The 25,449-nt window shown below is 63.2% G+C and carries 24 protein-coding genes and 1 pseudogene; 11 read left to right on the top strand and 14 right to left on the bottom strand.

Features of this window, described 5'->3' with window-relative positions; genetic code table 11:
* Positions 1-48: 48 nt before the first annotated feature.
* The 3 genes from MHZ91_RS12075 to MHZ91_RS12065 form a co-directional block, all read right to left on the bottom strand.
* Entirely contained in the window at positions 49-1,092 is a 1,044-nt protein-coding gene (locus MHZ91_RS12075; RefSeq protein WP_239213757.1) for a hydroxyacid dehydrogenase, read from the bottom strand.
* Positions 1,089-1,757 (bottom strand): RraA family protein, encoded by a 669-nt coding sequence (locus MHZ91_RS12070; protein ID WP_239213756.1) that lies wholly within the window; start codon positions 1,755-1,757, stop codon positions 1,089-1,091. The genes MHZ91_RS12075 and MHZ91_RS12070 overlap by 4 nt, the downstream gene beginning before the upstream one ends.
* Before the next feature lie 131 nt (positions 1,758-1,888).
* Positions 1,889-2,788 (bottom strand): LysR family transcriptional regulator, encoded by a 900-nt coding sequence (locus MHZ91_RS12065; RefSeq protein ID WP_239213755.1) that lies wholly within the window; start codon positions 2,786-2,788, stop codon positions 1,889-1,891.
* A gap of 160 nt (positions 2,789-2,948) precedes the next feature.
* Here MHZ91_RS12065 and MHZ91_RS12060 point away from each other — a divergent pair, with 160 nt between their 5' ends.
* The 3 genes from MHZ91_RS12060 (at position 2,949) to MHZ91_RS12050 (ending at position 5,976) form a co-directional block, all read left to right on the top strand.
* Positions 2,949-4,127, top strand: coding sequence for an alpha-hydroxy acid oxidase (locus MHZ91_RS12060; protein WP_239213754.1), 1,179 nt, complete (start codon positions 2,949-2,951; stop codon positions 4,125-4,127).
* 378 nt (positions 4,128-4,505) lie between these two features.
* The gene (locus tag MHZ91_RS12055) at positions 4,506-5,312 is read left to right on the top strand and encodes a hypothetical protein (protein WP_239213752.1); all 807 of its coding nucleotides are present in this window, start codon (positions 4,506-4,508) and stop codon (positions 5,310-5,312) included.
* 1 nt (position 5,313) lies between these two features.
* The gene (locus tag MHZ91_RS12050; RefSeq protein ID WP_239213750.1) at positions 5,314-5,976 is read left to right on the top strand and encodes a hypothetical protein; all 663 of its coding nucleotides are present in this window, start codon (positions 5,314-5,316) and stop codon (positions 5,974-5,976) included.
* Between the two features lie 81 nt (positions 5,977-6,057).
* Here MHZ91_RS12050 and MHZ91_RS12045 read toward each other — a convergent pair whose 3' ends face one another.
* Positions 6,058-6,777 (bottom strand): hypothetical protein, encoded by a 720-nt coding sequence (locus MHZ91_RS12045; protein ID WP_239213748.1) that lies wholly within the window; start codon positions 6,775-6,777, stop codon positions 6,058-6,060.
* Between the two features lie 233 nt (positions 6,778-7,010).
* Here MHZ91_RS12045 and MHZ91_RS12040 point away from each other — a divergent pair, with 233 nt between their 5' ends.
* Positions 7,011-7,727, top strand: coding sequence for a hypothetical protein (locus MHZ91_RS12040; protein WP_239213746.1), 717 nt, complete (start codon positions 7,011-7,013; stop codon positions 7,725-7,727).
* 451 nt (positions 7,728-8,178) lie between these two features.
* Here MHZ91_RS12040 and MHZ91_RS12035 read toward each other — a convergent pair whose 3' ends face one another.
* The 3 genes and pseudogenes from MHZ91_RS12035 to MHZ91_RS12025 form a co-directional block, all read right to left on the bottom strand.
* Positions 8,179-8,592, bottom strand: a complete 414-nt coding sequence (locus MHZ91_RS12035; RefSeq protein WP_218344002.1) for a hypothetical protein — start codon at positions 8,590-8,592, stop codon at positions 8,179-8,181.
* A gap of 403 nt (positions 8,593-8,995) precedes the next feature.
* Positions 8,996-9,622, bottom strand: a pseudogene (locus MHZ91_RS12030) (tyrosine-type recombinase/integrase).
* Positions 9,623-9,709: 87 nt separating this feature from the next.
* A complete protein-coding gene (locus MHZ91_RS12025) occupies positions 9,710-10,531 on the bottom strand; it encodes a DUF2971 domain-containing protein (protein ID WP_218344001.1) in 822 nt (273 codons plus the stop codon).
* Positions 10,532-10,921: 390 nt separating this feature from the next.
* Here MHZ91_RS12025 and MHZ91_RS12020 point away from each other — a divergent pair, with 390 nt between their 5' ends.
* The 5 genes from MHZ91_RS12020 (at position 10,922) to fetB (ending at position 14,794) form a co-directional block, all read left to right on the top strand.
* A complete protein-coding gene (locus MHZ91_RS12020; RefSeq protein WP_056561484.1) occupies positions 10,922-11,713 on the top strand; it encodes an amino acid ABC transporter substrate-binding protein in 792 nt (263 codons plus the stop codon).
* Between the two features lie 130 nt (positions 11,714-11,843).
* On the top strand, positions 11,844-12,497 hold the full coding sequence (locus MHZ91_RS12015) for an amino acid ABC transporter permease (RefSeq protein ID WP_175121427.1): 654 nt from the start codon (positions 11,844-11,846) through the stop codon (positions 12,495-12,497).
* 31 nt (positions 12,498-12,528) lie between these two features.
* Positions 12,529-13,281 carry an amino acid ABC transporter ATP-binding protein gene (locus MHZ91_RS12010; protein WP_175121977.1) on the top strand — a complete coding sequence of 251 codons (753 nt, stop codon included), beginning with the start codon at positions 12,529-12,531 and terminating at the stop codon, positions 13,279-13,281.
* A 65-nt stretch (positions 13,282-13,346) separates the two neighbouring features.
* Positions 13,347-13,991 (top strand): ATP-binding cassette domain-containing protein, encoded by a 645-nt coding sequence (locus MHZ91_RS12005; protein ID WP_239213745.1) that lies wholly within the window; start codon positions 13,347-13,349, stop codon positions 13,989-13,991.
* Positions 13,982-14,794, top strand: a complete 813-nt coding sequence (gene fetB, locus MHZ91_RS12000) for an iron export ABC transporter permease subunit FetB (RefSeq protein WP_239213744.1) — start codon at positions 13,982-13,984, stop codon at positions 14,792-14,794. The genes MHZ91_RS12005 and fetB overlap by 10 nt, the downstream gene beginning before the upstream one ends.
* A 7-nt stretch (positions 14,795-14,801) precedes the next feature.
* Here fetB and MHZ91_RS11995 read toward each other — a convergent pair whose 3' ends face one another.
* Together MHZ91_RS11995 and MHZ91_RS11985 are read right to left on the bottom strand one after the other, a co-directional pair.
* Positions 14,802-15,104, bottom strand: coding sequence for a DNA-binding transcriptional regulator (locus MHZ91_RS11995; protein WP_175121430.1), 303 nt, complete (start codon positions 15,102-15,104; stop codon positions 14,802-14,804).
* A gap of 364 nt (positions 15,105-15,468) precedes the next feature.
* Positions 15,469-17,697, bottom strand: a complete 2,229-nt coding sequence (locus MHZ91_RS11985; RefSeq protein ID WP_175136433.1) for an NADP-dependent isocitrate dehydrogenase — start codon at positions 17,695-17,697, stop codon at positions 15,469-15,471.
* A gap of 554 nt (positions 17,698-18,251) precedes the next feature.
* Between MHZ91_RS11985 and ilvA the strand changes: the two genes are divergently transcribed.
* Complete coding sequence (gene ilvA / locus MHZ91_RS11980) at positions 18,252-19,823, top strand: threonine ammonia-lyase, biosynthetic (RefSeq protein WP_239213743.1); 1,572 nt, start codon at positions 18,252-18,254, stop codon at positions 19,821-19,823.
* Between the two features lie 97 nt (positions 19,824-19,920).
* Here ilvA and MHZ91_RS11975 read toward each other — a convergent pair whose 3' ends face one another.
* The 5 genes from MHZ91_RS11975 to MHZ91_RS11955 all read right to left on the bottom strand — a co-directional run bounded on the left by MHZ91_RS11975 (position 19,921) and on the right by MHZ91_RS11955 (position 24,546).
* Positions 19,921-20,865 carry a hypothetical protein gene (locus MHZ91_RS11975; RefSeq protein WP_239213742.1) on the bottom strand — a complete coding sequence of 315 codons (945 nt, stop codon included), beginning with the start codon at positions 20,863-20,865 and terminating at the stop codon, positions 19,921-19,923.
* A 187-nt stretch (positions 20,866-21,052) separates the two neighbouring features.
* Positions 21,053-21,844, bottom strand: coding sequence for an ABC transporter ATP-binding protein (locus tag MHZ91_RS11970; RefSeq protein WP_239213741.1), 792 nt, complete (start codon positions 21,842-21,844; stop codon positions 21,053-21,055).
* A gap of 2 nt (positions 21,845-21,846) precedes the next feature.
* Positions 21,847-22,299: an azurin gene (azu, locus tag MHZ91_RS11965; protein WP_239213740.1), complete on the bottom strand. Its 453-nt coding sequence runs from the start codon at positions 22,297-22,299 to the stop codon at positions 21,847-21,849.
* A gap of 30 nt (positions 22,300-22,329) precedes the next feature.
* Complete coding sequence (locus MHZ91_RS11960) at positions 22,330-23,412, bottom strand: iron ABC transporter permease (RefSeq protein ID WP_239213739.1); 1,083 nt, start codon at positions 23,410-23,412, stop codon at positions 22,330-22,332.
* Between the two features lie 6 nt (positions 23,413-23,418).
* A complete protein-coding gene (locus tag MHZ91_RS11955) occupies positions 23,419-24,546 on the bottom strand; it encodes an ABC transporter substrate-binding protein (RefSeq protein WP_239213738.1) in 1,128 nt (375 codons plus the stop codon).
* A gap of 196 nt (positions 24,547-24,742) precedes the next feature.
* On the opposite strand from MHZ91_RS11955, the gene MHZ91_RS11950 reads away from it, so the two are divergent.
* Positions 24,743-25,426 carry a response regulator transcription factor gene (locus MHZ91_RS11950; protein WP_175136440.1) on the top strand — a complete coding sequence of 228 codons (684 nt, stop codon included), beginning with the start codon at positions 24,743-24,745 and terminating at the stop codon, positions 25,424-25,426.
* Positions 25,427-25,449 lie beyond the last annotated feature (23 nt).

Below are 25,449 nucleotides of genomic sequence, written 5' to 3'. Positions count from 1 at the left end.
GGTCACCGCGCCGGCCTTTGTATCTGGACCCGCGCGTGTGCCGCGTTGTTATGTCAGCGTGGCGATACGTTTGGCGGCCAGCGGCCACACCTCCGGATTCACAAGTTGCGGCGGCCGCTCGCCGCGCAGCATCGCGGCAAGCTGCGTCGCCGATGAGCGGGCGACGCTGCGGCGCGCCTCATGCGTGACGCCCGCGGTGTGGAAGGTGGCGACCACGTTGTCCAGGGCCAGCAGCGGGGCCGAGCGATCGGGCGGCTCCTGTTCCCAGACGTCGAGCCCCGCGCCTCGCAGATGCCCATTACGCAGCGCGTCATGCAATGCGTCCTCGTCGTGGATGCCGCCGCGCGCCGTCGAAACGAACACTGCGCCGCGCTTCATCGCTGCAAAGGCCTTCGCGCCGATCAGTCCTCGCGTGGATGCGTCCAGCGGGCAATGCAGCGACACGATGTCCGATTGCGCCAGCAACTCGTCCAGCCCGACGGGTTCGGCGCCGCGGCTGCGGATGGTCGCGGCGTCCAGCAACGGATCGTGGGCGATGACGCGCAGGCCGAAACCTTGCGCGATGCGGGCAACGCTGGTGCCGATCTTGCCGATGCCTACCAGACCGATGACGCCGCCGTGGATTTCATGGCCCATCAGATCTTCGCGGGTGAAACCTGTGTCCCGGCGCAGGCGGTTGTGCGATTCGACAATTCGCCGTTGCACGGCCAGCAGCAGCGCATACGTGTGTTCGGCTACGGATTCCGCGTTGCCGCCGGCCTGATTCACGACCGCGATGCCGGCCGCGGTGCAGGCCGCCACGTCGATGGTGTCGTAACCCGCGCCGCCCGATGACACGCACACCAGATCCGGGCATTGCGCGATCAACTCGGCGTTGACGAACCACCGGCGCGGTAGCTCATCCTTGGCCGCGGACACATGGTAGGCGTGGGCGGTCTTCAGGCCGGCCAGCGTGCGGGCGTCGTCGCCGGTCGCAGGAAGCACCGACAATGCGATTCCGGGCGTGGCGCCGATGATCTCGTCGAACACCGGATTGAGCCAGAGATCCAGCCTGCAAAGGCGTGCCGGGTGGCGGGGCGTAGCGGTCGTCACAGCACGCCTCGCGACTTGAGGGCCGCGTCGACCCAGCTGCGATCCAGCGTGCCGCGCTCGATGTCCTTCAGGACTTGCGCCTCGGCTTGGGCGATGGCGCGAACGCGTTCTGCGATGGCCGGAGCTTCGTCAGGCCGGATGGCCAGCAATCCGTCGGCGTCACCCACCAGCAGGTCGCCGGGCATCACGACCATGCCATCTACGGTGACGGGCACGTTGATGGCGCCGGGGCCGTCCTTGTAAGGACCCCGATGCGCGACGCCGCGGGCATAGACGGGAAAATCGCCCTCGCCGATGGTTTCGCTGTCGCGGATGGCGCCGTCAATCACAAAGCCGCCCAAGCCGCGCTTGGCTGCCCAACCCACCATGATTTCGCCGATGATGGCGTTGCTCATGTCGCCGCCCGCGTCAACCACGATGACATCGCCGGGCTGCGCGGTATCAATGGCCTTGTGCACCATCAGGTTGTCGCCAGGCCGGGTGCGCACCGTGAAGGCGCGGCCCAGGATCCGGCGCGTCCGGTGCATGGGCCGCAAGGACGACGTGCCCGTGCTGCGGCTCATCGCATCGCTGATGTTTGCCACCGCCAGGTCTTGGTAAGCCGCGAGCGTCTCGCGGCTGGGACCGGGCGGGCAGTCGTGCAGGGTGAATCCAAAATCCGGCATGTCGCCTCGTCTCCAGAGTGGTTGTTTGTGGCGACTCTACGCCCGCATATTCCGGAGATAAAGCGAATAATTTGACTGCGGAAACAACGCTTTTTAGAAACGGTGGCAACCGGGGTCAGCGTGCTTCGCGGTCAGATCATGCCGGTGGGCGCGTGGAAATCCAGGCACGCCTCGGCATGCGCGCGCAGGGTTTCAAGCATCGGCCGGGTATCGTCACGGCGCCATTGGAAGGTGTAGGTGAGGGGGCGCAACGGCGGAAATGCAGGCAGGGGTCGCAAGTGGCCCCTTTCGATCAGGATGCCGGCCCACGCTGATGGCAGGAAGCCCACGCCCAGGCCTTGCTGCAACATGGCGGCAATGCCGCCCCAGCCGTTGCAACACTGGTTGCGGCCGGGCGACACGCGCTGCTCGGTGAGCCAGTCATCGAGAATGCGGATGGCGCCCGAGCTTTGCGGGAGCGTGATAAGCGTCAGGCCTGGCAGGTCGGCCGGGGTGACCGCGGCGGGATTCGTCACGGCGCCTGGCGCAGCGACCCATTCGAATTGCGCGCTGCCGATAACGCGGGACGCGATCGCGGGGCGGGACGAAGGGCCGGCGATCACGGCGAAGTCCAGTTCGCCTTCCTCCAGACCGCGCTCGACCAATTCGCCGACGCCCACGAATGGCTCGACGAGCAGGTTGGGGTGGGCCTGCTGGATGACTTCGATCAGCTTGGCCATCCAGGTCAGCGACGTCAGTTCGCCCGCGCCAAACCGGCAGCGGCCCGAGTAGCTGAGGTTGTTGCTGGCCTGCTGCATGAACTGGTCGGCGTTGCGCAGCAGATCCTTGGCGTGCGGGACCAATTGTTCGCCCAGCGCTGTCAACGTCGCGCTGCGCGCGCTGCGGCTGAAGAGCTCAGCGCCGATCGATGATTCCAGTTCACCAATGCGCTTGGACAATGACGAAACCGAAATATTGAGACGATTCGCGGCGATCGCAAAATTCTTGCACGTGGCGGCCCAGTAGAAGGCCTCAAGTTGCTTTAGCGTCATGGGGGGCAGTAGGCTGGACGGCATCGAGAGTGAACAAAAGTGTATGAAAGGCGCTCGATAAAGTCACTTTATTCAAACGGCACGCGCGCCTATAGTCCCCGGCGATATCGAAAAAACAATAGACGGCCACTCCCCGCAGTGGCCGCCGGAGGAGCCAGACATGTCCGATCCCCTGCGCCGCATGCTCAGCCTGCACGACTTCGAACCCGCAGCCAAAGCGCTTCTGCCCGCACCCATCTACGCTTATGTGTCGGGCGCTGTCGAAGACGGCCAATCGGAACGCGCCAATCGCGACGCGTTTGCGGAATTTGCTTTCCGGCCGAAGGTGCTGGTGGACGTGTCCGCGCGCAGCACGCGGTGCACGGTGCTCGGCCGCGACTATGCGGCGCCCGTGGGCGTTGCCCCGATGGGCATCTCCGCGATCTCCAGCTATCGCGGCGATGTTGTCCTGGCGCGCGCGGCAGCCGAGGCCGGCGTGCCCTGCATCATGAGCGGCTCGTCGCTCATCCGCCTGGAGACCGTGATGGAAGCGGCGCCGGACACCTGGTTTCAGGCATACCTTCCCGGCGACGAAGCGCAGATCGCCGCGCTGATCGACCGCGTGGCTGCCGCCGGCGTCAACACGCTGGTGCTGACGGTAGACACGCCCGTCGCCGCCAACCGCGAGAACAATGTGCGGGCCGGCTTCTCCACGCCGCTACGGCCCAGTCTTGGCCTCGCCTGGCAGGGCGTGACGCATCCGCGATGGCTGTTCGGCACGTTCCTGCGAACGCTTGCGCGCCACGGCATGCCGCACTTCGAGAACAACTACGCCACACGCGGCGCGCCCATCATGTCGTCCAGCGTCCTGCGGGACTTCTCCGACCGAGGCCACCTGAACTGGCAGCATGTATCGGCCATCCGCCGTCGCTGGAAAGGGCACATGGTGCTGAAGGGAATTCTTCATCCGGACGACGCGCGCGCCGCCCGCGCGATGGGCATGGACGCGATCATCGTCTCCAACCACGGCGGGCGCCAACTGGACGGTAGTGTGTCGCCCCTGCACGCCTTGCCCGCCATCCTGGATGCCGCAGGTCCCATGGAAGTGATGCTGGACAGCGGCGTGCGTCGAGGCACGGACGTGTTGAAGGCGATGGCCCTGGGCGCGCGCTGCGTGTTCGTCGGCCGTCCGTTCAACTATGCCGCGACGGTGGCTGGCCAACGCGGCGTGGCGCACGCGATAGCACTTATCACCGAAGAAGTGCGGCGCAATATGGGGCTGTTGGGGGTGGTTGATTTGAAGGAGTTGGGCGTGGAGTTTCTGCAGCGCGCGGGGGATGGTGTGTCGCGCGGGCGCTGATATGTTGCGCGGGTGCTGATGTGTTGCGCGGGCGATGATGTGTCGCGTGGGCGCTGATATGTCCACAGGCGTTGATATGTGCGCGAGATCGCCAACAGGTAAATCGCTTGGCGTTGCCTGTTCCGAAATGGGTTTGGCGTACCGCAGCGCGTCCAGCCGATTCGGACACTTGGTCATATAGGATCGGGTGGAAGGTGACGCGGGGGGCATTGGGCGGCGATCCTGCTGCGGATAGTGCATTTGACCTAGAATGCCCGCATCACTCTCATGTGCGGCGCCGCCGCCGATGCCGTTTTGCTGCCTCCTACGAAAACAGTTCCACCGGATCCTCGCCTTGCGAGGATATGCACGACCGTCGCGCTAGGGCTATCGCTATTCATGACGCTGCCGATAGTGGCCTACGCGCAGGCAAGGCCAGCAACGGTCACTGATTCCTCCCCGAACAGCTTGGCGCCGCTAGGCGGCGACTTTGAATTGGTAGGCGAGCCGGCTTCGACCCTCCACCAGCTCACATTCCGCGGCAAGCCATACCGGCCTCTGAACGCGTACAAGTTCGCGCACGTCGGGGCGCTGGGTCCAACCCAAGGCGGCCAGCCGATCCTCCTGGCGGTCTCGAACGATTTCATGGGCGTGGGCACCATCCTGATCGCGGTGCAGAACGACACGCCGCTCGCGCGAGTGCTGAGTCCCTCCGTCGATGTGCGCGACCCGGACATGGGTCTGGCGCAGCCCGGTCGTCAGGACCTGTTGCTGTTCACCGCCGGTTCGCGGGCGCTCGTGACGTCGACGGGAAAGGTGCTGTGGTTTGAACATCTGCAACCCAAGGAGCGCCTGCAGTCGACCCCGCTACTGGTGTCGGTGTCGCCAGACAATCGCCACGGCGCCGTGCTGCTCGACAACGAGATCCGCCTGAGCGTCGCGGACGAAGGTCCGTACGCCAGCGTCCCATTCACCAAGGCAATGCAGCGCGATGCTTTCAAAACGGCGTGGGACCAAAGCGCCGCACGTGCGCGCAGGGCGCTCGACGAAGGTAAGCATATCGACCAGCGGCGGCTCTACGACAACCTGAAGGCGGAATGGATCAACCGGAATTTTCGATGGCAAGAAGGGAAGGGCGGCTGGCAATTTGTTGGGCAGGGGTTGCATCCCGTCGCGCTGCCCGTTCAACCGCGCAAGGACCAATGAGATGACGCCGATTTCCGCGGTAAGTGGGTTGCGGTGGCTGGTGCTCGTGTGCACGGCGGCACTTGCCGGCTGCGCAAGCAACGCCGACGTGTATGAAAAACATGTCCGCACCGAAGACGCCAATCCGGCGGAGGTCGTGATGACGCTGGACGTGGCGTTCGCACGGGCGCCGGACTACGAGCCTCGTACGCTGGAGTACGGGTCGACGGTAAAGCGAGTGGAATATTCAGGCTATCCCAGTATCGAGGTTCCGTTCTATCAGAAGGGCGTGGGTTTCGACCTGGGCGTGGTAGGGGATCCGCGGACGTTGCTGGCCTTGCCGTATCCATCGCCTACGACGCGGACCACGTCCGCGCAATTGAAGATTTTTGGTGAGCGCCTGGATGCTGCGCATTACCGGTTCGTGGTTTTGCCTAGGGCAGGGTGGAGCAGTATGAACAGCTTCCAGGTGTCGTTCGCGGTCAACGGGCGGCGCGAGGGGATGACGTTTTCTTATAGCGCGAAGAAGGTTTGCGAGAGCCGGTTTGATGTGACTACGCCGACTTATGGGTTTGGTATGTCGGTTGCGGCTACGTTTCCAGGGGGAAAGGCGGGATGCTTGAAGGCATGTGACGCACGACCTGGGTTTCCGGGGCAGTGCGCCTTTTTTTCCGGTATTGAGTAAGGCTTGAACAGGCAGACTAGCCTGTTCGCTTTCCATACACCCGTCGTCTAAAACGGGCCGTGCTTGCCGCAAGCTTATTACTCACCTGACTTGCACGTCGCTCGCGATTCTCTTGGCCGTCAGGATCACGGTCAAGAACTCCCCACGCTTATCGGCCGGAACGCGGTCCATTTTGTCACGCCCAAAGTCGGTGTGTTTCCCCTGCTCGAAACGGGGGTAATACCCCTTCCAAAAATAGCGTGCCTGTGTTCCGCCGGCGAACACCTTTTGAGCCGGCAATCCTGCCACGAAGCGCGTGTCAGCAGCATCCTGCCGCGCGCGCAATGCGACACGTGCTTCGGCCAATTTCCAATGACATACCCCCCTTCCGTAATAGTCTTCGTCAAGCAGCATGTCGGCATACACGATGCCCACGTATTCGGTAGGCGATATGCGGACCATGCGGAATGGTTCGTGGCTGGATATCGTCGGCACGTGACCAGATACGGCGTCCGATGCAGCGCAGCGGGGCGCGTTGCTGGCGTCGAACTGTGCGGTACCTTCTACCACGCTAAATGCCGATTTGCCGTCGGCTGCACTCGCGAGGTCCGATGCATTGTCAAGGATCAGTCGGACTTCATAAGCGTCGGCTGGAGCGGGGTTCAGCTTGCGCAGCGCTGGCTTGGGCGCCGTTGAGTTGGCGCCGACCTCGGCCTGAGTATCGGCGTAGCTCGTCTCGCAATGCGCAGCCGCAAGCAGCGTCAAGGCGGGTAATGCGAGGAGCAAGGCCGGCGCCGAGAGAATTCGAAAAGCGTGCGGCAAGGCGACGTTTCCTTTCTAGTTATCGATATTGAAGGCCTATTCAACGACGAGTGAACGAATCATCCGCGATCGCTGCGCCGAAGGCGGGATTATCGCATCGCTGATATGAAGGCGTAGCTGTCTTTAGCTCGTACGGCAATCCTCCTTGCCGAAGTCTGGCGCTCTTGGGGATATTGATGCGTGAATGAGCCTGCAGGGCTGCCAATCGCCCACTCGAAATCGGGTACGCTCCGATGCTGGAAAATTCGGGACAACACGATATGTGGCGCAAGTTAGGCAAGATGTCTCTGCTGGTGGGTTGGGCGCTTTGGTTGGCTGCCATGGCGTGGTTCGCGGTGGGCATGCTGCGGTATGTACCATCCGCGGATGCGACGCTGACGCCGATCACCCTTACGCCAGGGCAAACGGCGCACGCCGAGGTATACCGCATTCGCGAGGCGCCATTATGGATGGAGGCGCGTTTCGGCGGACCGATGGGCAGACAGCGGCCCGAATTGGGAGAATCTAAGACGCGTGTGGGCGCGCCTGATGCGGCGCCGGGCTTCGCAGACCCTGGAGAGCCGGTGCGGATTCGTGTACGAGATGGTAGGGGACTAGACGTAGTAATGGTCGCGGCTGCGCGCAGCAGCGCCAGCTCGACGCATTTCTATCGCAAGCTGTGGCCTGAAAGTCATATAGATGGTGTGCTGCCCGAGACCGTGCCGTCCTTTCCAAAGCTGGCGAAGGGGACTTCGTCGCTTACCTTCACGGTGGAAGAAATCGGGCCGACGCTTTCTGGCGAGCAGATCGAACTGGAAGTCAGCACCCCCATCGGCCTCAAGCGTACCGCGCCCGGCTGGGACGACGTCTCCACCTTCATTTTTTGGCCCTTCATCGCCGCGATCCTGGGCGTTTGGGCACTAGTGTGGGCAGGGCTAACCTGGTGGTATCGTCGCCGGCTCCGCCGGTAGCGCATTGTGCATTGGACCCATAGGTCCTCCATATCGACCGCCGTTGAAGTCCAATCATCCCACGGTACAACTGGTGCGTCTTGGATGCGGCGGCAGTCATTCCCGTAACGTCGTGGGCTGTGACAGCGCGGAGTTGATTTGCAGCCTCGGGCGGATGGGGGTCGCAGCCTACTCTGTAAGCCTCCGATGCGTTAATAATGTGCCTCACTCCATGCTGCAGTTTCCGCAGTGTTGGTACTTGTGCTTGGTATATGAATGACCGCTCCCGGCTCGTTGCAGACCTTGTTGGCCGTCCGCTTTCGACCCATTGCAGCCCTGCAATCCGCGTAAGCCTGAGCCTACAGCGTGGTGAAATCGGTCATTCTTAGTCAGCTGCTTCTGACACGCTCCCGAAATGGGCTAGCGCCAAATAAAAAGGCAATCAGTCGGCACGCGGGTCTGCCCCAGTACACTACCTGTCAATTAACTCCAACTTCGCCGCGCGGTATTGGTCATTCCACCAACGCACTAGTTCAATATGCTGCGGGTGAGAAAGCCAGGTCACATTGTCGTCGGCTTGCGGATCTCCCCCGAAAACTAGCGGCTTTATGAACCACCGTACCTTCCCGCCAAGGCCGGGGTCCGACTCAAGTTCCTGAATGGCAGGCGGTTCGAATCGGGAGAGATACTCGGCATCAAGCGGGACAGTAGGAATCGTAAATGTGGTCCCCGACAAGTCTCTGACAATGAAATCCTGCCATCCGCGCAACCCTACAAGCGAAAAGCCGGGCAAAGTCGAATCAAGCTCGCAAGTTTTTGCGAAAGCCTGCGCTTGGTCGAGGGAAAAAAAGACTAGGTAGTCGTCGCCGTACCAACCCTCCTGCATGCATTTCCTCACATCTAAACTAAGTACACCCGGCTACACCCGGGCTTTTCCCGCAATAGTCTGGGGTGCTGCTGCGGCGGCGGAGTTGTCGCGGCGCCGGCTCTATTAAAATTTTGTACTAGCCCATCCGCCAAATAGGCGAGGTAATCGTCGACGCTAAAGGCTTTTCCATGGTTCGATTAACTAGCCGCTGATGGGGATCTTCGTTTCGGGCACTTGGCCGCTGACCATACCGTGTGCCGCATGGCACCCATAGAGGTCACTCAAGAAGCTGCCCATTAATTAATCTTGTATGCAATCGGAAGTGGCTAATTGTCGACGATCTGGATGGCTATGTCGAACGGCTGAAACTGGCCGGACAGCGACCATCCAGCTAGATGCGCCGTCCGATTGTAAGCAAACCTCACGTTTCTGCCTGCTCTGCCATTTCCAGCGCATCGTCGACTTCGATGCCAAGGTATCGCACCGTGCTTTCCAACTTGATATGTCCGAGAAGGAGTTGAACTGCCCGAAGGTTCTTCGTACGCCGGTAGATCAGCGTCGCCTTGGTTCGGCGCATGGTGTGCGTGCCATACGTCGCAGGGTCTAAACCGATCGACACGATCCAACCCGCGACGATGCGTGCGTACTGCCGCGTAGAAAGGTGCGGCGACTTTGTCACCCTGCTTGGGAACAGGTAGGCGTCTGAAGCGAGACGCGCCAGATCGATCCAAGCAGCCACCGACTGCCGCGTCAGTTCAGTAATCTCGAATTGCACGGGTCGATGCGTCTTGCGCTGCATGACGATAGCGCGTGGGTAGATGCTCCTCCCTTGTTAAATGTCGCAAACGCGCAAGCTGACTAAATCGCAGCCACGTAGTTTGCTGTCGATGGCTAGGTTGAAAAGCGCCAGATCCCGCACTTTTTCAGCTAGCTGTAGCCGTATGCGGATCGCCCAGATTTCTTTCAGCTTCAACGGAGCCTTTTGGCCAACAAGCTTCCCCTTGTTCCAAGGAAAGAACGGTTTTGCTTCATTGATATCCGGTTTCATGGGGTTCTCCTTCAATGAATGGAATCCCATTTTCACTGACAAAAAGAATGCTTACGACCCTAAGCGGTCCTTTTACTTAATATTGACTTAGTCGTCCCGGTCTACCAAACCAAACTCGAATGTGCCAGGCACTTGCCGAACGCGTCGGACTTGTACATGCGCGTAGTCTGGATGACGCAAGATGTTGGTTAGCGTTTCACGGTCTGATTCACGTGTCCTAGTACCTAATACCACTTCACGTAAAGCTCTCGGAGAGAACGCATGGTGACCGGGCAGCGAAGTGATCATTCGGTACTCTTCCTCGTACTTCCATTTCTCCGACTTTACCAACAAGTTTGCTCGCATAAGGCGGGACAACTGGGATGTGTAGAACTGATCACCCTGCTCATCAGGGTACTTGTGCTGCTCCCATGGGCGGACGAACGCACCAATCTCTTCCGTCATCTTCAAAAAAAGGTCTACGTAAGGAGGCCTGGCAGCGTATTCAACGTCGCCTTTGATGAAAACATCTAATTCAAGAAGCTCTGGATCGAATCCCAGGCACAGGCCACAATGCCCTTCAGCGTAGTGCGACCACAGAAGCGCGTCAGTTGGGGTTCGTGAAAGAGACAGGATGCCCAGCGATTGAATGAAATGCTGGAGTGCCTTGCTTAAGCCTATCTGCTCACCCGATGCGGGATCCTTGAAGCGGTGGCCCTGATCCAACAAGAAGATTAAGAAAGATTTACGACGGTCAGGGTGATCGTCTGATTCGTGCACCAGTTCTTTTGCCCGCTCGTACTCCGCATGAATGTCTATGGACGAATCTAAAGGATCGTTTAGCTGCGCCGGGGTTGCAAAGAAAAGCTTTCGATTGAGTAGAAGTTCCCATGTACGTTGCGCACAGCTTCGGTATTTGTAGACGAGCATGTTTGTCGGGATGCTGCTAATTTAAGGTAACTGATGGTCGAGTATTTAATCATCACACCAAATGTCTGCTTCTGGCCGTTGGCGGTCATTGCTAATACCGCGCCTGAGTTCCATCATGATGTAGCCGGGGGCATTCGGGACGCCTGCAAGTCGCGGAACGTCATGAGACGCAGAGTCATACGCCGCTGGTCGTGCCACCTCTAACTAAGGCCAATCCGTCGCCATTTAGACGGTCCAAGGCCAGCGATACGGTCCGGCCGTCCTCGAGGCTCGCCACCGCCATTCCTGCCCCCGCCAGCAAATCCCCCCAACAACGCTAAAATACCGCCTCGCGGCATACCGCCCGCTTTCCCGGCTTTCTTCAATCCTGCGCTTCGCGCCCTCACAACGATGAAAAAACTGACTGCTGTACTTCTTGTGTCCGCCACCGCTCTGCTCACGGCCTGCGGTCCCAGCGACAACGCGCCCGCCGCTGGCGCCCAAGCGCCGGCGACGCCCAAGAAGGTCGTCGTTGGCCTGGACGACAACTTCCCGCCCATGGGATTCCGCGACGCCAGCAACCAGATCGTCGGTTTTGACATCGACATGGCCAAGGAAGCCAGCAAGCGTCTGGGCATTGAAGTGGAATTCAAGCCGATCGACTGGAGCGCCAAGGAAGCCGAGCTGAATGGCAAGCGCGTCGACGTGCTGTGGAACGGTCTGACCATTACCGAAGAGCGCAAGAAGAACATCAGCTTCACCGCGCCGTACATGGCCAACCACCAGATCATCATCGTGGGCAACACGTCGCCGGTGAAGGTCAAGAATGATCTGGCTGGCAAGGTCATCGGCGCGCAGGACGGCAGCAGTGCCACCGACGCCATCGCCAAGGACCCGGTTGCCGCGCAGATCAAGGAAGTGAAGAAGTTCGGCGACAACGTGACCGCGTTGATGGACCTGGCTGCTGGCCGCCTGGACGCCATCGTGGTGGACGAAGTGGTTGGCCGTTACCTGATCAGCAAGCGTGCGGGCGAGTACCGTGTGCTTGAAGAGAACTTCGGTACGGAAGATTACGGCGTTGGCGTGCGTAAGGACGACACCGAGTTGCTGGCCAAGCTGGACAAGACGCTGGATTCGATGAAGCAGGACGGCACCGCCGGCCGCATCGCCACCCAGTGGTTCGGCGCCAACATCATCAAGTAAGCGCTAGGGCGCCCGCGGCCTAACCGGCCGGGGCGTCTTTGACGTTGCAGTTCGCAGCCCGCCGCAGCGCCGCAAGGCCAGGCGGGCTTGCCCATGATTCTCTCTTGCCCTCGCGGCGCGAACCCACTGCATGGACTACGTACTCTCCCTTCTGGGGCCCTTGGCGGAAGGCGCGAAAGTGACCTTGACGCTGTTTTTCATCACGCTGGCGCTGGCCGTGCCGCTGGGGCTGGTGCTGGCCCTGGCGCGTATCTCGAAGTGGCCGCTGCTGAGCCGCGCGGTCAATGGCTATATCTGGCTGATGCGCGGCACGCCGTTGATGCTCCAGATGCTGTTCATCTACTTCGCGCTGCCGTTCGTGCCGGTGATCGGCATCCGGCTGCCGGATTTTCCGGCGGCGGTGGTGGCGTTTGCGCTGAACTACGCGGCATATTTTGCCGAGATCTTCCGCGCTGGTATCCAGTCGGTGGATCGGGGGCAGTACGAGGGCAGCAAGGTGCTGGGCATGACGTACCTGCAGACCCTGCGCCGCATCGTGCTGCCGCAGATGGTGCAGCGCGTGCTGCCGCCCATGAGCAACGAGACCATTACGCTGGTCAAGGACACTTCGCTGATTTACGTGCTGGCGCTGAACGACATTCTGCGCACCGCGCGGGGCATAGTGCAGCGCGATTTCACGACCACGCCGTTCCTCGTCGCCGCTGCCTTCTATCTGTTGATGACGCTGCTCCTGACGTGGTTCTTCCAGCACATGGAAAAGCGCTATGCAAAATATGACCAATAATTCCCCGGCCGGGCTTAGCCAGCGTCCGGTCATGATCGAAGCCCGCAATATCGTCAAATCGTTCGGTTCCAATCGCGTACTCGACAACGTGTCGCTGAACCTGGAGCAGGGCGAGGTCGTGGCGGTGATCGGCCCGTCGGGGTCGGGTAAGAGCACGTTTTTGCGCTGCTTGAATCATCTTGAGACCATCGACGAAGGCAGCATCCAGATCGAAGGCGAGACAATGGCTGCCTCCGTACCGGGCGGCCGCAGCCAGTACGCCAGCGACGGCGACGTGCGCCGCATCTGCCGCAAGATGGGCATGGTGTTTCAGTCGTTCAATCTGTTCCCGCACATGACGGTGCTGCAGAACATCATCGAAGCGCCCATTACCGTGAAGGGTATGTCGCGCGCGGAGATCGTGCCGAAGGCCGAAGAGCTGCTCCGCAAGGTGGGTCTGTCGAACAAGCGCGACAACTATCCGACGCGCCTGTCCGGCGGTCAGAAGCAGCGCGTGGCGATTGCGCGGGCGCTGGCGATGGAGCCGGACATCATGTTGTTCGACGAGCCGACGTCGGCGCTGGACCCGGAGCTGACCGGCGAAGTGCTGCGCACCATGAAGCAGCTGGCTGACGAGCGCATGACGATGCTGGTCGTGACGCATGAAATGGGGTTTGCCCGTGAAGTGGCGCACCGGGTCATTTTCATGGACGACGGCCGCATCGTCGAGGAAGCGCCGTCCGCCGAGTTCTTTGCCGCGCCTCAGCATGCGCGCAGCCGTGAGTTCCTGGCGCATATGCTCTGATCCGAGCCGCCGCCGCATACCGTGAAGCCCGCCTTGCCGCGGGCTTTTCTATATGATGCCTACCCATGCAATCCGCGCCGATTCCCTCGCAAGTTGTTTCTGACGCGCCGCCGTTGCTCACGCTTCGAGGCCTGTACAGCGAGCGCCTGGCGCCAGTTAGCCTGGATCTGGCGGCGGGCGAGTGCGCGGCTGTGGTCGGCGCGTCGGGATCGGGCAAGTCGCTGCTGTTGCGGCAGATTGCGGATCTGGACCCCGGGCATGGTGAAGCGGAACTGGACGGGCGTCGCCGGTCGGCCATGCGGGGTTTCGAGTGGCGGCGTCTGGTGGTTTATTGCCAGGCCGAGGCCGGATGGTGGGATGACCATGTGTCCGCGCACTACGCTGACCGCGCTGGTGCTATCGCCATCATGGGGCGTCTGGGCTTGGCTGAGACCAAGTTGGACGCGTTGGTCCATGAGCTGTCCACGGGCGAGCGCCAGCGGATGGGCTTGGTGCGCGCGCTGATGCAGAGTCCACGCGTGCTGCTGCTGGATGAGCCGACCGCCGCGCTGGATCAGGAGGCGACAGCGTTAGTCGAGGCGGAACTGTCACGCGTCCTGGCTGCCGGCGCTGCCATTCTGCTGGTGACGCATAGCCCGGAACAGGCGGAGCGCCTGGCGCGCCGGCGTTGGCGGATGACGCAAGGCCACATGGAGCCGCTATGGACGTGATCAAGCTGCAGGCGCTGGATCTGGTGATCGCGTCGCTGCTGGCGCTGCTGAGCGCTGGTATTTCCTTCGCACTGCGGTTGAACCTGCAACGGCAGGTGCTCTGGGCGGCGGTGCGCACGGTAGTGCAATTGCTGTTGGTGGGTCAGATCCTGCGCATTGTGTTCGCCCATGCCGCGCCGTGGCTAACGGCGCTGGTGGTGGCGGTGATGATGGCGCTGGCCGCGCGCGAGGTCGCGGCCCGACCCAAGGCGCGTTTGACCGGGCATGGCAATGGTTGGGCCGGGACGTTGGCGGTGGTCAGCACCACGCTGGTAACTGCGTTGTTCATTCTGAACACGGCCCTGCGCCCGGACCCTTGGTTTGATCCGCGGTACACGATTGCACTGGTTGGCATCGTGCTGGGCAGCGTCTTGAATGCGGCCAGTCTGGCATTGGACGGAATGCTGTCGGGCGTGCGCCGCGAAAGGCTGGGCATCGAAGCGCGCCTGGCGCTGGGCGCGACCGTGCATCAGGCGTTTTCGGCCTTGCTGCGCGAATCGGTTCGGCGTGGCATCGTGCCCAGCATCAACCAGATGTCGGCGGCCGGGATCATCACCTTGCCGGGCATCATGACCGGGCAGATCATTGCGGGCATGGATCCGGTGGACGCAGCCAAGTATCAGATCTTGTTGATGTTTCTGCTGTGCGGCGCGAGCGGCATGGCGGCGATGGGAGCGGCTTATGGTGCGATGCGCCGATTGACGGATGAGCGGGGGAGATTGCGGTTGGACAGGCTGATGCCGGGAGTTGCTGCGAAGCGATAGCAGGGCGTCAGAGAATGGCTTGCAGGCCTTTGTCCGCCAGGATGTTCAGCAGTTTAAGGGCCGGCCCTGTCGGGCGGGTGTCGCCTTGCTCCCACTTTCGGACGGTCGAAGCGCTGGTATGCAGATGCAGGGCGAATACGGGCTGGCTGAACCGTAAATCTTCGCGAAGCCGCTTGATGTCGCCAGGACTAAAACTTCGGACAGGTGCGGGGCAGATGGCGTCAAAGTCTCGCATTGTGACTTTGTCTATCGACCCGGCCCGGTAAAGCGCGGCGAGATCGTCGCGCAAAGATTCAATGAGTTTGGTCACAGTTCACCTCAAGTAACACGCCTGCCTGTAGTGCGCTCAAAAGGGCGGATTCCGTCAAGCCAAGAAAGACCTTGCCGGCGAATTGCAGGGCCTTGTACCCGTAACGGGCATGTTTATGCCGTGTATTTTTTACGCGGGCATTCGCTAAAACATACGTTTGGAAGAGGCGAAAGAGGCTGTCCAGTGGGCCGTAAGTCAGTCGGATTTTGGATAACGGCAGAATGGTGGTGCTAGGTGTCAGACACCCATCCGAGGACGCAGGCATCCAGAGAGCGCCCCATAAAAAAACCGGCAGCCCCAACGGGACTGCCGGTTTTTCACATGCCCGCCAGCCAGCAAACACTGGCCAGCAAGGGCAGGGGGCTTAGCCGATCGAGGCCAGCACCTTGTTCAGCGTGGCGCTCGGGCGCATGGCCTGGCTGGCCTTGGCTTCGTTCGGCTGGTAGTAGCCGCCGATGTCCACGGGCTTGCCTTGGGCTGCCTTGAGTTCGTCCAGGATCTTATTCTCGCCTTCGGAGAACGCAATCGCGGCGGGGGCGAACTGGGCGGCCAGGGCGCGGTCTTCGGTCTGGGCGGCCAGGGCTTGGGCCCAGTACATCGCCAGGTAGAAGTGGCTGCCGCGGTTGTCCAGGCCGCCGACCTTGCGCTCTGGCGACTTGTTTTCGTCCAGGAACTTGGCCGTGGCCTGATCCAGCGTCTTGGCCAGGATCTGGGCGGTCGGGTTCTTGTACGTACGGCCCAGGTGGTCGAGGGACTCGGCCAGCGCCATGAATTCGCCCAGCGAATCCCAGCGCAGGAAGCCTTCTTCCAGGAACTGTTGCACGTGCTTGGGGGCCGAACCGCCCGCGCCCGTTTCAAACAGGCCGCCGCCGGCGACCAGCGGCACGATCGACAGCATCTTGGCGCTGGTGCCCAGTTCCATGATGGGGAACAGGTCGGTCAGGTAGTCGCGCAGCACGTTGCCGGTGACCGAGATGGTGTCCAGGCCTTCGCGGATGCGCTTGACCGAGAACTTGGTCGCTTCGACGGGGTCGAGGATGCGCAGGTCCAGGCCGCTGGTGTCGTGGTCCTTGAGGTACTGCTTGACCTTGGCGATGACCTGGGCGTCGTGGGCGCGCTTTTCGTCCAGCCAGAAGACGGCGGGCGTCTTGGTGGCGCGGGCGCGGGTGACGGCCAGCTTGACCCAGTCCTGGATCGCGGCGTCCTTGGTCTGGCACATGCGCCAGAGGTCGCCGGCTTCGACGGCCTGTTCCAGCAGCACGGCGCCAGCGGCGTCGGTGACACGCACGGTGCCGGCAGCCGGGATGACGAAGGTCTTGTTGTGCGAACCGTATTCTTCAGCAGCCTGGGCCATCAGGCCGACGTTGGGCACGCTGCCCATCGTGACCGGATTGAAGGCGCCGTTGCGCTTGCAGTCGTCGATGACGGCCTGGTAGACGCCGGCGTAGCTGCGGTCGGGGATGACGGCCTTGGTGTCCTGCAGCTTGCCTTCGGCGTTCCACATCTTGCCGGAGTCGCGGATCATGGCGGGCATGGATGCGTCGACGATGACGTCGCTGGGCACGTGCAGGTTGGTGATGCCCTTGTCGGAATTCACCATGGCCAGTTGCGGCAGCGTCTTGTAGGCGGCGTCGATGTCGGCGGTGATCGCGGCCTGCTGGTCAGCGGGCAGCGACTGGATCTTGGCGTACAGGTCGCCAATGCCGTTGTTGGGGTCGAAACCGGCCTGCTTGAGGGCATCGGCGTGCTTGGCCAGGACGTCCTTGTAGAACACGGAGACCACGTGGCCGAAGATGACGGGGTCGGAGACCTTCATCATGGTGGCCTTCAGGTGGACCGAGAACAGCACGCCGTTGGCGCGCGCGTCGTCGATCTGGGCCTGCAGGAAGGACTTGAGCTTGGCGGTCGACAGCACGGCGGCGTCGATGATCTCGCCGGCCTTGACCGGGGTCTTTTCCTTCAGGACGGTCTTGGTGCCGTCAGCGGCGGTCAGTTCGATCTTGACGTCGCCGGCATCGGCGATGAGAGCCGACTTTTCGGTGCCGTAGAAGTCGCCTTCGCTCATGTGGGCGACGTGCGACTTGGAGTCGGACGTCCAGGCGCCCATCTTGTGCGGGTGCTTGCGGGCGTAGTTCTTGACCGACAGCGGGGCGCGGCGGTCGGAGTTGCCTTCGCGCAGGACCGGGTTGACGGCGCTGCCCTTGACCTTGTCGTAGCGGGCCTTGACGTCGCGCTCGGTGTCGTTGGCGGGGGCGTCCGGGTAGTCCGGCAGCTTGTAGCCCTGGTCTTGCAGTTCCTTGATGGCCGCCTTCAGTTGGGGCATCGAGGCGCTGATGTTGGGCAGCTTGATGATGTTGGCTTCGGGCTTGACCGCGAGGGCGCCCAGCTCAGCCAGGGCGTCGGACAGCTTCTGGCTGTCGTCGAGGTAATCCGGGAACAGGGCGATGATGCGGCCTGCCAGCGAAATGTCGCGGGTCTCGACCGTGATGCCTGCGGGTTTGGCGAATGCCTGGACGATGGGCAGCAGCGAACGGGTTGCCAGTGCCGGAGCTTCGTCGGTGAGGGTATAGATAATCTTCGGAGTAAGAGACATGATCCTTGAATCTGTTCGGCTCAGGCGATTAACGCGCAAACCCGAACATGCTATGCGGCGTACGCCGGTAGATGTTGTCGAGAGTGGGTTCGTATGGCGGGACGCGCAGGCAAGCCGTCCCACCAACATGACTGCCGCCCGTCCTATTGTTTGGCTGGACCGGCCGGCCGATAAATGGGCCGTATCCGGGTCCGCCTTGGAAGGTGCGACCGCCACGAACCTTCCATTGTAATACCGTGCTACGCATTGCGCCGGGAAATGGTTCTGTTTCTTGATGGCGACGCAATATGCTTATGACAGTTTTTGGGGGACGCATCGGGCGGGGCGGACGGAGTTTGGCATCAAAGCGTCTGCAATCGCCGTTTGACAAAGGCGGGCGATAGGAGGAAAGTACGCCCCATGAATTTCCGCGCCGTCCGCATTTCGCTGATTATTACCATCATTCCTGGAATGGTGGGTTAGCGCGCGACCGCAACAGTCACAAGCCACCCGCCCCACGAGGCGGGTTTTTTGTGGCCGCCTCTGCCGGGCAAGCAACCCAAAGCAGAGAAACCATGTCCGATTCATCCTCCCACGCACCCTCGGCATTCCAGGCTGGCTCCGCCACGCCGATGGAGTACCTGCGGCAGATCCTGACCGCCCGGGTATACGACATTGCCCGTGAAACCGAGCTGGATCTGGCGCGTGGGCTGTCCGCCCGGCTGGGCAACACCGTTCATTTCAAGCGCGAAGACAACCAGCCGGTGTTCTCGTTCAAGGTGCGCGGCGCCTATAACAAGATGCGCAGCACGCCGCGCGCCGCGCTGGAGCGCGGGGTCATCACGGCGTCGGCAGGCAACCATGCGCAGGGCGTTGCGATTTCGGCGGCCAAGCTGGGCGTGCGGGCCATCATCGTCGTGCCGCAGACGGCGCCGCAGGTGAAAGTGGACGCGGTGCGCGCCCACGGCGGACCGACCGTGACGGTGGTGCAGGCCGGCGATTCGTACAACGACGCTTATGCGCATGCGCAGACGCTGGCGCAGGAGCAGGGCCTGACGTTCGTGCCCGCGTTCGACGATCCCTATGTCATCGCGGGGCAGGGCACGGTGGGCATGGAGATCCTGCGCCAGCATCCCGAGCCGCTGCACGCGATTTTCGTGCCGATCGGCGGCGGCAGTCTGGCGGCGGGCGTGTCGACCTATGTGAAGGCGGTGCATCCCGGCGTGAAGGTCATCGGTGTGCAGACCGAGGATTCCTGCGCGATGGCGCAATCGCTGCGCGTGGGCGAGCGGGTCATCCTGGCCGATGTCGGCCTGTTTTCGGACGGGACGGCCGTCAAGCTGGTGGGCGAGGAAACCTTCCGTCTGTGCCGCGAATATTTGGACGAAGTGATCCTGGTGGACACGGATGCGGTCTGCGCGGCGATCAAGGATGTGTTTCTGGATACGCGCAGCGTGCTGGAACCCGCGGGTGCGTTGGCGGTGGCGGGGTTGAAGAAGTACGTGGAGCGCGAAGGCGCGCGCGGGCAGTCGCTGGTGGCGATCACGTCGGGCGCGAACATGAATTTTGACCGCATGCGCTTTGTGGCGGACCGCGCCGAAGTGGGCGAGGCGCGCGAGGCGGTGTTCGCGGTCACCATCCCCGAAGAGCGCGGCAGCTTCCGCCGGTTCTGCCGGGTGATCGGGCAGCGCAGCGTGACGGAGTTCAATTACCGGATCGCGGACGCGCGTACCGCCCGCATCTTTGTCAGCGTGCAGATCGCGCGCCGCGGTGAGTCCGCGGAAATCCTGGCCGCGCTGCAGGCAGAAGGATTCTCGGCCTCCGACCTGACGAACAATGAAGTCTCGAAGCAGCACATCCGCTACATGGTGGGAGGACGTTCGCCGCTGGCTGGTGGCGAGCGCCTTTTCCGCTTTGAGTTTCCGGAGCGGCCGGGCGCGCTGATGAAGTTCCTGTCGGCGATGGCGCCCAACTGGAACATCAGCCTGTTCCATTACCGCAATCAAGGCACTGACTTCAGTTCGGCGCTGGTGGGCATTCAGGCGCCGGTGGCCGATGATGCGGCGCTGGATGGGTTCTTGCGGCAGCTCGGTTATGCGCACGCCGAGGAAACGGATAACGAGGCGTATCGCCAGTTCCTGATTTGAATGTTCGGCTGGGCGTGCTGCCGGATGATCAACCGGTCTTCCAAGCGGGCGTCCAACCTGCTGTGTAGTCGGGCGCTACTTTGGCGTTATCTGGGCGTTAACTGGATGTCCCGCCACCTTTGCAGCCCGGCTTGCGCGGCAATTCCACACCCGGCTTCAAGCGCAGCGTCGCGCGGCCCTGCGTTTGGGTCAGTTCCAGTGCGCTTGCGCGCCACGCCGGCACGTCGTCGAACGCGACGGCCGGCGACGCGCTGGAAGCGGTCTTTGCGTCGGACCGTTCGAATTGCAGGGCCGGCAGGCCCACGCACGTGTCGTCGAAATCCAGCCGCGCCAGCTCGCGCCCATCGCTCAGGCGCACGGCCCGAAACGCCAGCGGCGTGTCCACGAACTTGGTGACTTCGGGCACGTATTGCAGGTCGCCGTGCGCGTCTTTTACGCGGGCGGCCGGCTGCAGCACGACGACCTTTCTGCCCGGCGGGATAACCAGATAGGCCACGTCGCCGGCGATATCCAGCAGTTTTCCTGGGCCAAGGTTTTGCGCCTTCAGCGGCGCATGGCGGATCACCACGGTTTCGTTCCAGGCCGAGTCCACGCGCGTCCAGCCGGGCAGGCGGGCGTCCTCGAACCGCGTGCCGTGGATGCTGTCGCGGTCCGGCTTGTCGGAAAGCGGCAGGCGCTGCACACGTAGGGAGCCGTTGACGACCTGCAGATGCGCGAGCACGGTGCTGGCGCTGGAACTGGTAAAGAACGCCAGCACCGCATCGGTTTCCAGCATAGCGACCGGACCGGGGCAGAAGAACGCGCGAGCCTGCCGCGCATTGCTGCCAGGATAGAGCAGCGCGCCGACGTCGGTGCCGCACAAGGGCTTGCCTTGGAAGGTGATGGTGGTGGCGCGCGTGGTCTGGCGCTGACCGGTGTTCCAGTCGCTGCGGCTGCCGGTTTTCACGTCGACGACCAGGCCGTGATTGTCGTAGACGATGGCGGCGCCGGAGGGCGCGGCAAACAGGCTGAGCAGAAATGCAAAGGCGCGGCGGCTCCTCACGGCGAACTCCCTGAATGGCACAAGGGATGACTATATACCGGTGCGCCTGCGCTGGGTGTCTGGCACCGATGATGAAGGCAGACGCGCGTTCGCCCGGTGTCTGGACACCCGTGTGAGAGGGTCTTCACCCTGCAGAGCTAAGGCAAAGGTGTCAGACACCTACGATGCGGATACAGCTGTCATAAACCTACGCTGATGGGCGATCAGCCAGCCCATCCACGTGGATCTGCGCCTGGCCCTGCGGGCAATGCTCGACGCGCGCCCGCACGCGGTATACGCGGCGCAGCGTATCGGGCGTCACCACATCGCCCGGCAGCCCCTCGGCTTCGATCGCGCCAGCGTGCAGCAGCAGCGCGTGGTCAGCGTGACGCAGCGCGATGTTCAAGTCGTGCAGCACCACCAACGTGATCAGGCAATGCTGTCGCGTCTGGCGGCGCAGCACGTCCATGACGTGGAATTGATAGTTCAGATCCAACGCCGACAAGGGCTCATCAAGCAGCAGCAGGCGCGGACGCCGCACCAGCGCCTGCGCCAGCGACGCCAGCTGCTTCTGTCCGCCGGACAGTTCGTCCAGATGGCGGCTGGCCAGCGGCGCGATGCCCAGTTCGGTGATGACCGCCATGGCGTCTTCCATCAGCGCATGGCCAGGCTGTCCGTGACGGCCGGATCGCGCCGCCACGAGCACGGATTCGAAGACGGTCATGTGCACGCCCTTCGGCAGGGCCTGTGGCATGTACATCGCGCATTCGGCGCGGCGGGACGGGGTGGCGTTGGCGAGGTCCTCGCCGTCCAGCCAGATCGCGCCTTGCATTACCGGGTGCAAACCGGCCAGCGTCTTGAGCAGCGTCGATTTCCCGCTGCCGTTCGGCCCCAGCAGCGCGGTGACGGCGCCTTCGGCCATGGGACCGGCACTGGCGTTGCGCAGCACCGGCCGCCCGCCATAGCCGGCGGACAGGGCCTGGATGCGTAGCTGCGTCATCGTCAGGGTTGCAGCACCAGCGTGCCGCGCATGTGCTGCGCGTGCGCGGGGAACGAGCAGTAGTAGGTGTACGACTGGCCCGCGCGCAGGCGGCTGACGGGGAAGGTGACGGTGGCCGTTTCGCCGCCGCCCAGCATGGGCGTCTTGGCAAGGATGCGGGCGTCGCCCGGCGCCAGGAAGTCGCTGCTGGCGCCGGCCTTGATGCCGTCGACCATCACCGCATCGATGTCTTCCGTCTTGGTCAGCACCCAGTTGTGGCCCGCCTTTTCCTTGCTGTTCTTGCCCGTGTGGATCAGGCGCACGGTGAAGTCCTGGCAGGTCGCGGGCACGACGATGTGGTCGGGGCCGAATTGCTTGCCGGGACGGCCTTCGACGTCGATGGAGCAAGCGGGCGCGGCATGGGCGGTGCCGGCGATCGTCAGGGCCGCGAGCGTCAGCGTCAGGCGGAATTTCATCGGGGTGTCTCCTTGTTGCGGTTGATGCCGTCAGGCGCGCTTGAGGGCGCGCACGACGATGGTGAGAAAGAAGGGAATGCCGACCAGAGAGGTCACGATGCCGACCGGGATGAGCGCGCCGGGCAGCACGGTCTTGGACGCCACGGACGCCAGCGACAGGATCAGCGCGCCGGCCAGCGCGCTGCCCGGCAGGTAGTAGCGGTGGTCTTCGCCCAAGAGCAGCCGGGCGATGTGCGGCGCGACCAGGCCGACGAAGCCGATCGTGCCGACGAACGACACGGCAAGCGCGGCCAGCGCGCTCACGCGCAGCAGGCTGACAAGCCGCAGCCGCTTGACGTCAATGCCGAAGCTGGCCGCGCGTTCCTCGCCCAGCCGCACGGCGGTGAGCTTCCACGCGTCGCGCATCGAAAACGGAATGGCCAGGACCAGCGCCGCGGCCATGACGCCGACGGTGGTCCAGTTGGCGCGCGCCAGACTGCCCATCGTCCAGAAGACGATGCCTTGCAGGGCTTCCTCACTGGCGACGAATTGCAGCAGCATCACCAGCGCCTGGAACGAATACACCAGCGCGATGCCAAAGAGCACCACGCCCAGCGTCGAGCCGCCACGCCAGCGCGCCACGCGTTCCAGCACCAGCACGGACAGCAGGGTGCAGGCGAAGGCCGATACGGAAACCGTCATGCCGGCCGGCAGCGCGGGCAGATGCCAGTCCAGCGTAATGGCAAGCGACGCGCCGAACGCCGCGGCGGCCGAGACGCCCAGGGTGTAGGGGCTGGCGAGCGGGTTGTCCAGCATGGTCTGCATCTCGGCGCCGCCCAGACCCAGCGCCACGCCGACCAGCAACGCCATCAGCGCATAGGGCAAGCGGAACTGCCAGACGATGACGCGCGTACCGGTGTCTGACACCTCGGGGTGCAGCAGCGTGTGCAGCAGGTCGGGCAGGGACAGCGAAGCCGGTCCGCTGGCGATGTCGGCCAGCAGGCTGGCCACGATGGCCAGCACCAGTACAACGGTCAGCAGCAGGCGCTTGCGCACCGCGCGCCGGTACGCGGCGATGGGATCGTCAGGCACTGACGCCGCGGGCGATGCGGCGGCGGGGGCGAATCCGGTCATGGCGGACTACTTTGCAGGTGCGGCCGGAGACGTCCAGAAGGCGCCCGCGTTGTCCAGATCCAGGAACTGGCCGTACAGCGCGTCCAGCGTGCCTTGCGGATCCAGCGCGGCGGCGCGTTCGGGATACAGCCATTTCGCCATCGCCTCGATGGCGGCAACGTTATAGGGCGAGTTGTAGAAAGCGTGCCAGATGCCGTAGGCGCGATGCTGCTTGACGGCGTCCAGATCGTGGATGCCGTCGCGGCCCAGCAGCGTGGTCAGGCTGTCGGCGGATACCTTCGGATCGGCGCCGGGACCGGCTAAGAGGCCTGGACGGCCGGGTTCGGAACGGCTGCCGGTGGCGATGTAGACATCCGGCTTGGCGTCAATGACGAACTCCAGGCTCACGTCGCCGATCGCGCCGGGCAGCACGGGCGCCGCGACGTTCACGCCGCCCGCGGCTTCCAGCAGGTCTCCGAAGCTGCCGTTGCCCGTGGTATGGCAGCAGGCCGGCCACACGCCCGCCAGCATCTCAACGAAGACGCGCGGCCGCTGCGCGGGTGGCACCGGTTCCACGACCTTGCGCACGCGGGCCAGGTGGTCTTCATAGAAGGCGATGTAGCTTTCCGCCTCGGCTTCGCGATCGAGGGCCTGGCCCAGGATGCGCATGCTGGGCACCGTGTTGCGCACGGGGTGCTGGCGGAAGTCGATGAAGACGATCGGGATGCCGGCTTCCTGCAAAGCCGGGATCATCGGATTGTTGCGCCCCGGGCCGTGGCCGCTGACGCTGAAAATCGCCACGTCGGGCCGCAGCGAGACGATCTTTTCGGGGCTGACGCTGGCTTCCGACGTCTTGCCGATTAGGGGTACGTCGGCCGCCTTGGGGAAGCGTTTGACGAGCTGGTTCCAGGAGTAGGGATCCTGTTGCTTCAGCTCTCCCTGCCAGCCGACTACACGCGCCACGGGATCGTGCCGGTCCAGCAGCGCCATCGCAAAGGCGAAGCGGCCTTCGCCCAGCAGAATGCGTTTCGGGTGGTCGGGCACCGTCACGACGCGGCCAGCCAGGTCGGTGACCTCGCGGGCATGGGCGGCGGGCAGGGCGCAGAACAGGGCGGCGGCGGTCACGGCCGCACGGAAAAGGGCAATCGAACGCATGGCGAATCCTTCAGGGGCGTCAGCCGCGGGGTGCAGGTAACGCGAACCATTCTTATCGCCGGGCAGTGTCCGCCAACCCTCCTCAAGAATTCGTTAAGACGCGCAGCGGCTGTGGCAATGGCGCCGCAACGCCGCCGCGCTCTTGCCCGCGCCCCTACAATGTGAGATTGATTGTTATTCGCCGAGCGGTCCCGCCATGCGCGTTCTCGTCATCGAAGACGACCCCGACATTCTTGCCAACATCACCCATCACCTGACGCGACGCGGTTACATCGTCGATTGCGCCGAAGACGGCCAGCGCGGCTATGCGATGGCGGCGTCCGGCGAGTTCGACCTGATCGTGCTGGACCTGATGCTGCCGCGGCTGGACGGCTACGAGTTGTGCCGTCGGCTGCGCACCGAGGCCGCGTGCAACACCCCCGTCATCATGGTCACGGCCCGCGATACGCTGGACAACCGGCTGACCGGCTTTGACGCGGGCGCTGACGATTACCTGGTCAAGCCCTTTGCGTTGGCCGAGCTGGCCGCGCGGGTCAAGGCGCTGCTGCATCGCGCCAGCGGGGCGGGCGCGGCCCGCGTGCTGCGCGTGGGCGACCTGACGCTGGACACCGGCACCTTGGCGCTGGCGCGCGCGGGCCAGCCGCTGCGCCTGCCGCCGTCTCCGCTGCAACTGCTGACCCTGCTGATGCGCGCCAGTCCGTCGGTGGTGCATCGCGCCCGGCTGGAAGAGGCGTTGTGGCGCGACTCGCCGCCTGACAGCGATAGCCTGCGCACCCACATCCACCAGATCCGCCACGTGGTCGACAAGCCCTACGACACGCCGCTGCTGCACACGGTGCATGGCATCGGCTACCAGCTGCGGGCCGCGAACGATGGTTAACCGGGGCCAACGCGCGGCGCGGC

It is taken from the genome of Achromobacter sp. ACRQX (genome assembly GCF_022346505.1).
GTDB lineage: Bacteria > Pseudomonadota > Gammaproteobacteria > Burkholderiales > Burkholderiaceae_B > Achromobacter > Achromobacter animicus.
The sequence above is the reverse complement of the archived record's forward strand: the minus strand, read 5'-3'. Positions and strand labels throughout refer to the sequence as shown.

Coding starts and splice junctions, on each gene's coding strand:
- MHZ91_RS12060 (WP_239213754.1), top strand. CDS start 2,949: ATGTCCGATCCCCTGCGCCGCATGCTCAGCCTGCACGACTTCGAACCC.
- MHZ91_RS12040 (WP_239213746.1), top strand. CDS start 7,011: ATGCTGGAAAATTCGGGACAACACGATATGTGGCGCAAGTTAGGCAAG.
- MHZ91_RS12065 (WP_239213755.1), bottom strand. CDS start 2,788: ATGACGCTAAAGCAACTTGAGGCCTTCTACTGGGCCGCCACGTGCAAG.
- MHZ91_RS11955 (WP_239213738.1), bottom strand. CDS start 24,546: ATGCGTTCGATTGCCCTTTTCCGTGCGGCCGTGACCGCCGCCGCCCTG.
- MHZ91_RS12015 (WP_175121427.1), top strand. CDS start 11,844: ATGGACTACGTACTCTCCCTTCTGGGGCCCTTGGCGGAAGGCGCGAAA.
- MHZ91_RS12070 (WP_239213756.1), bottom strand. CDS start 1,757: ATGCCGGATTTTGGATTCACCCTGCACGACTGCCCGCCCGGTCCCAGC.
- MHZ91_RS12005 (WP_239213745.1), top strand. CDS start 13,347: ATGCAATCCGCGCCGATTCCCTCGCAAGTTGTTTCTGACGCGCCGCCG.
- MHZ91_RS11970 (WP_239213741.1), bottom strand. CDS start 21,844: ATGACGCAGCTACGCATCCAGGCCCTGTCCGCCGGCTATGGCGGGCGG.
- MHZ91_RS11960 (WP_239213739.1), bottom strand. CDS start 23,412: ATGACCGGATTCGCCCCCGCCGCCGCATCGCCCGCGGCGTCAGTGCCT.
- azu (WP_239213740.1), bottom strand. CDS start 22,299: ATGAAATTCCGCCTGACGCTGACGCTCGCGGCCCTGACGATCGCCGGC.
- MHZ91_RS12055 (WP_239213752.1), top strand. CDS start 4,506: ATGACGCTGCCGATAGTGGCCTACGCGCAGGCAAGGCCAGCAACGGTC.
- MHZ91_RS11950 (WP_175136440.1), top strand. CDS start 24,743: ATGCGCGTTCTCGTCATCGAAGACGACCCCGACATTCTTGCCAACATC.
- fetB (WP_239213744.1), top strand. CDS start 13,982: ATGGACGTGATCAAGCTGCAGGCGCTGGATCTGGTGATCGCGTCGCTG.
- MHZ91_RS11985 (WP_175136433.1), bottom strand. CDS start 17,697: ATGTCTCTTACTCCGAAGATTATCTATACCCTCACCGACGAAGCTCCG.
- MHZ91_RS12035 (WP_218344002.1), bottom strand. CDS start 8,592: ATGCAGGAGGGTTGGTACGGCGACGACTACCTAGTCTTTTTTTCCCTC.
- MHZ91_RS12025 (WP_218344001.1), bottom strand. CDS start 10,531: ATGCTCGTCTACAAATACCGAAGCTGTGCGCAACGTACATGGGAACTT.
- MHZ91_RS12050 (WP_239213750.1), top strand. CDS start 5,314: ATGACGCCGATTTCCGCGGTAAGTGGGTTGCGGTGGCTGGTGCTCGTG.
- ilvA (WP_239213743.1), top strand. CDS start 18,252: ATGTCCGATTCATCCTCCCACGCACCCTCGGCATTCCAGGCTGGCTCC.
- MHZ91_RS12010 (WP_175121977.1), top strand. CDS start 12,529: ATGATCGAAGCCCGCAATATCGTCAAATCGTTCGGTTCCAATCGCGTA.
- MHZ91_RS12020 (WP_056561484.1), top strand. CDS start 10,922: ATGAAAAAACTGACTGCTGTACTTCTTGTGTCCGCCACCGCTCTGCTC.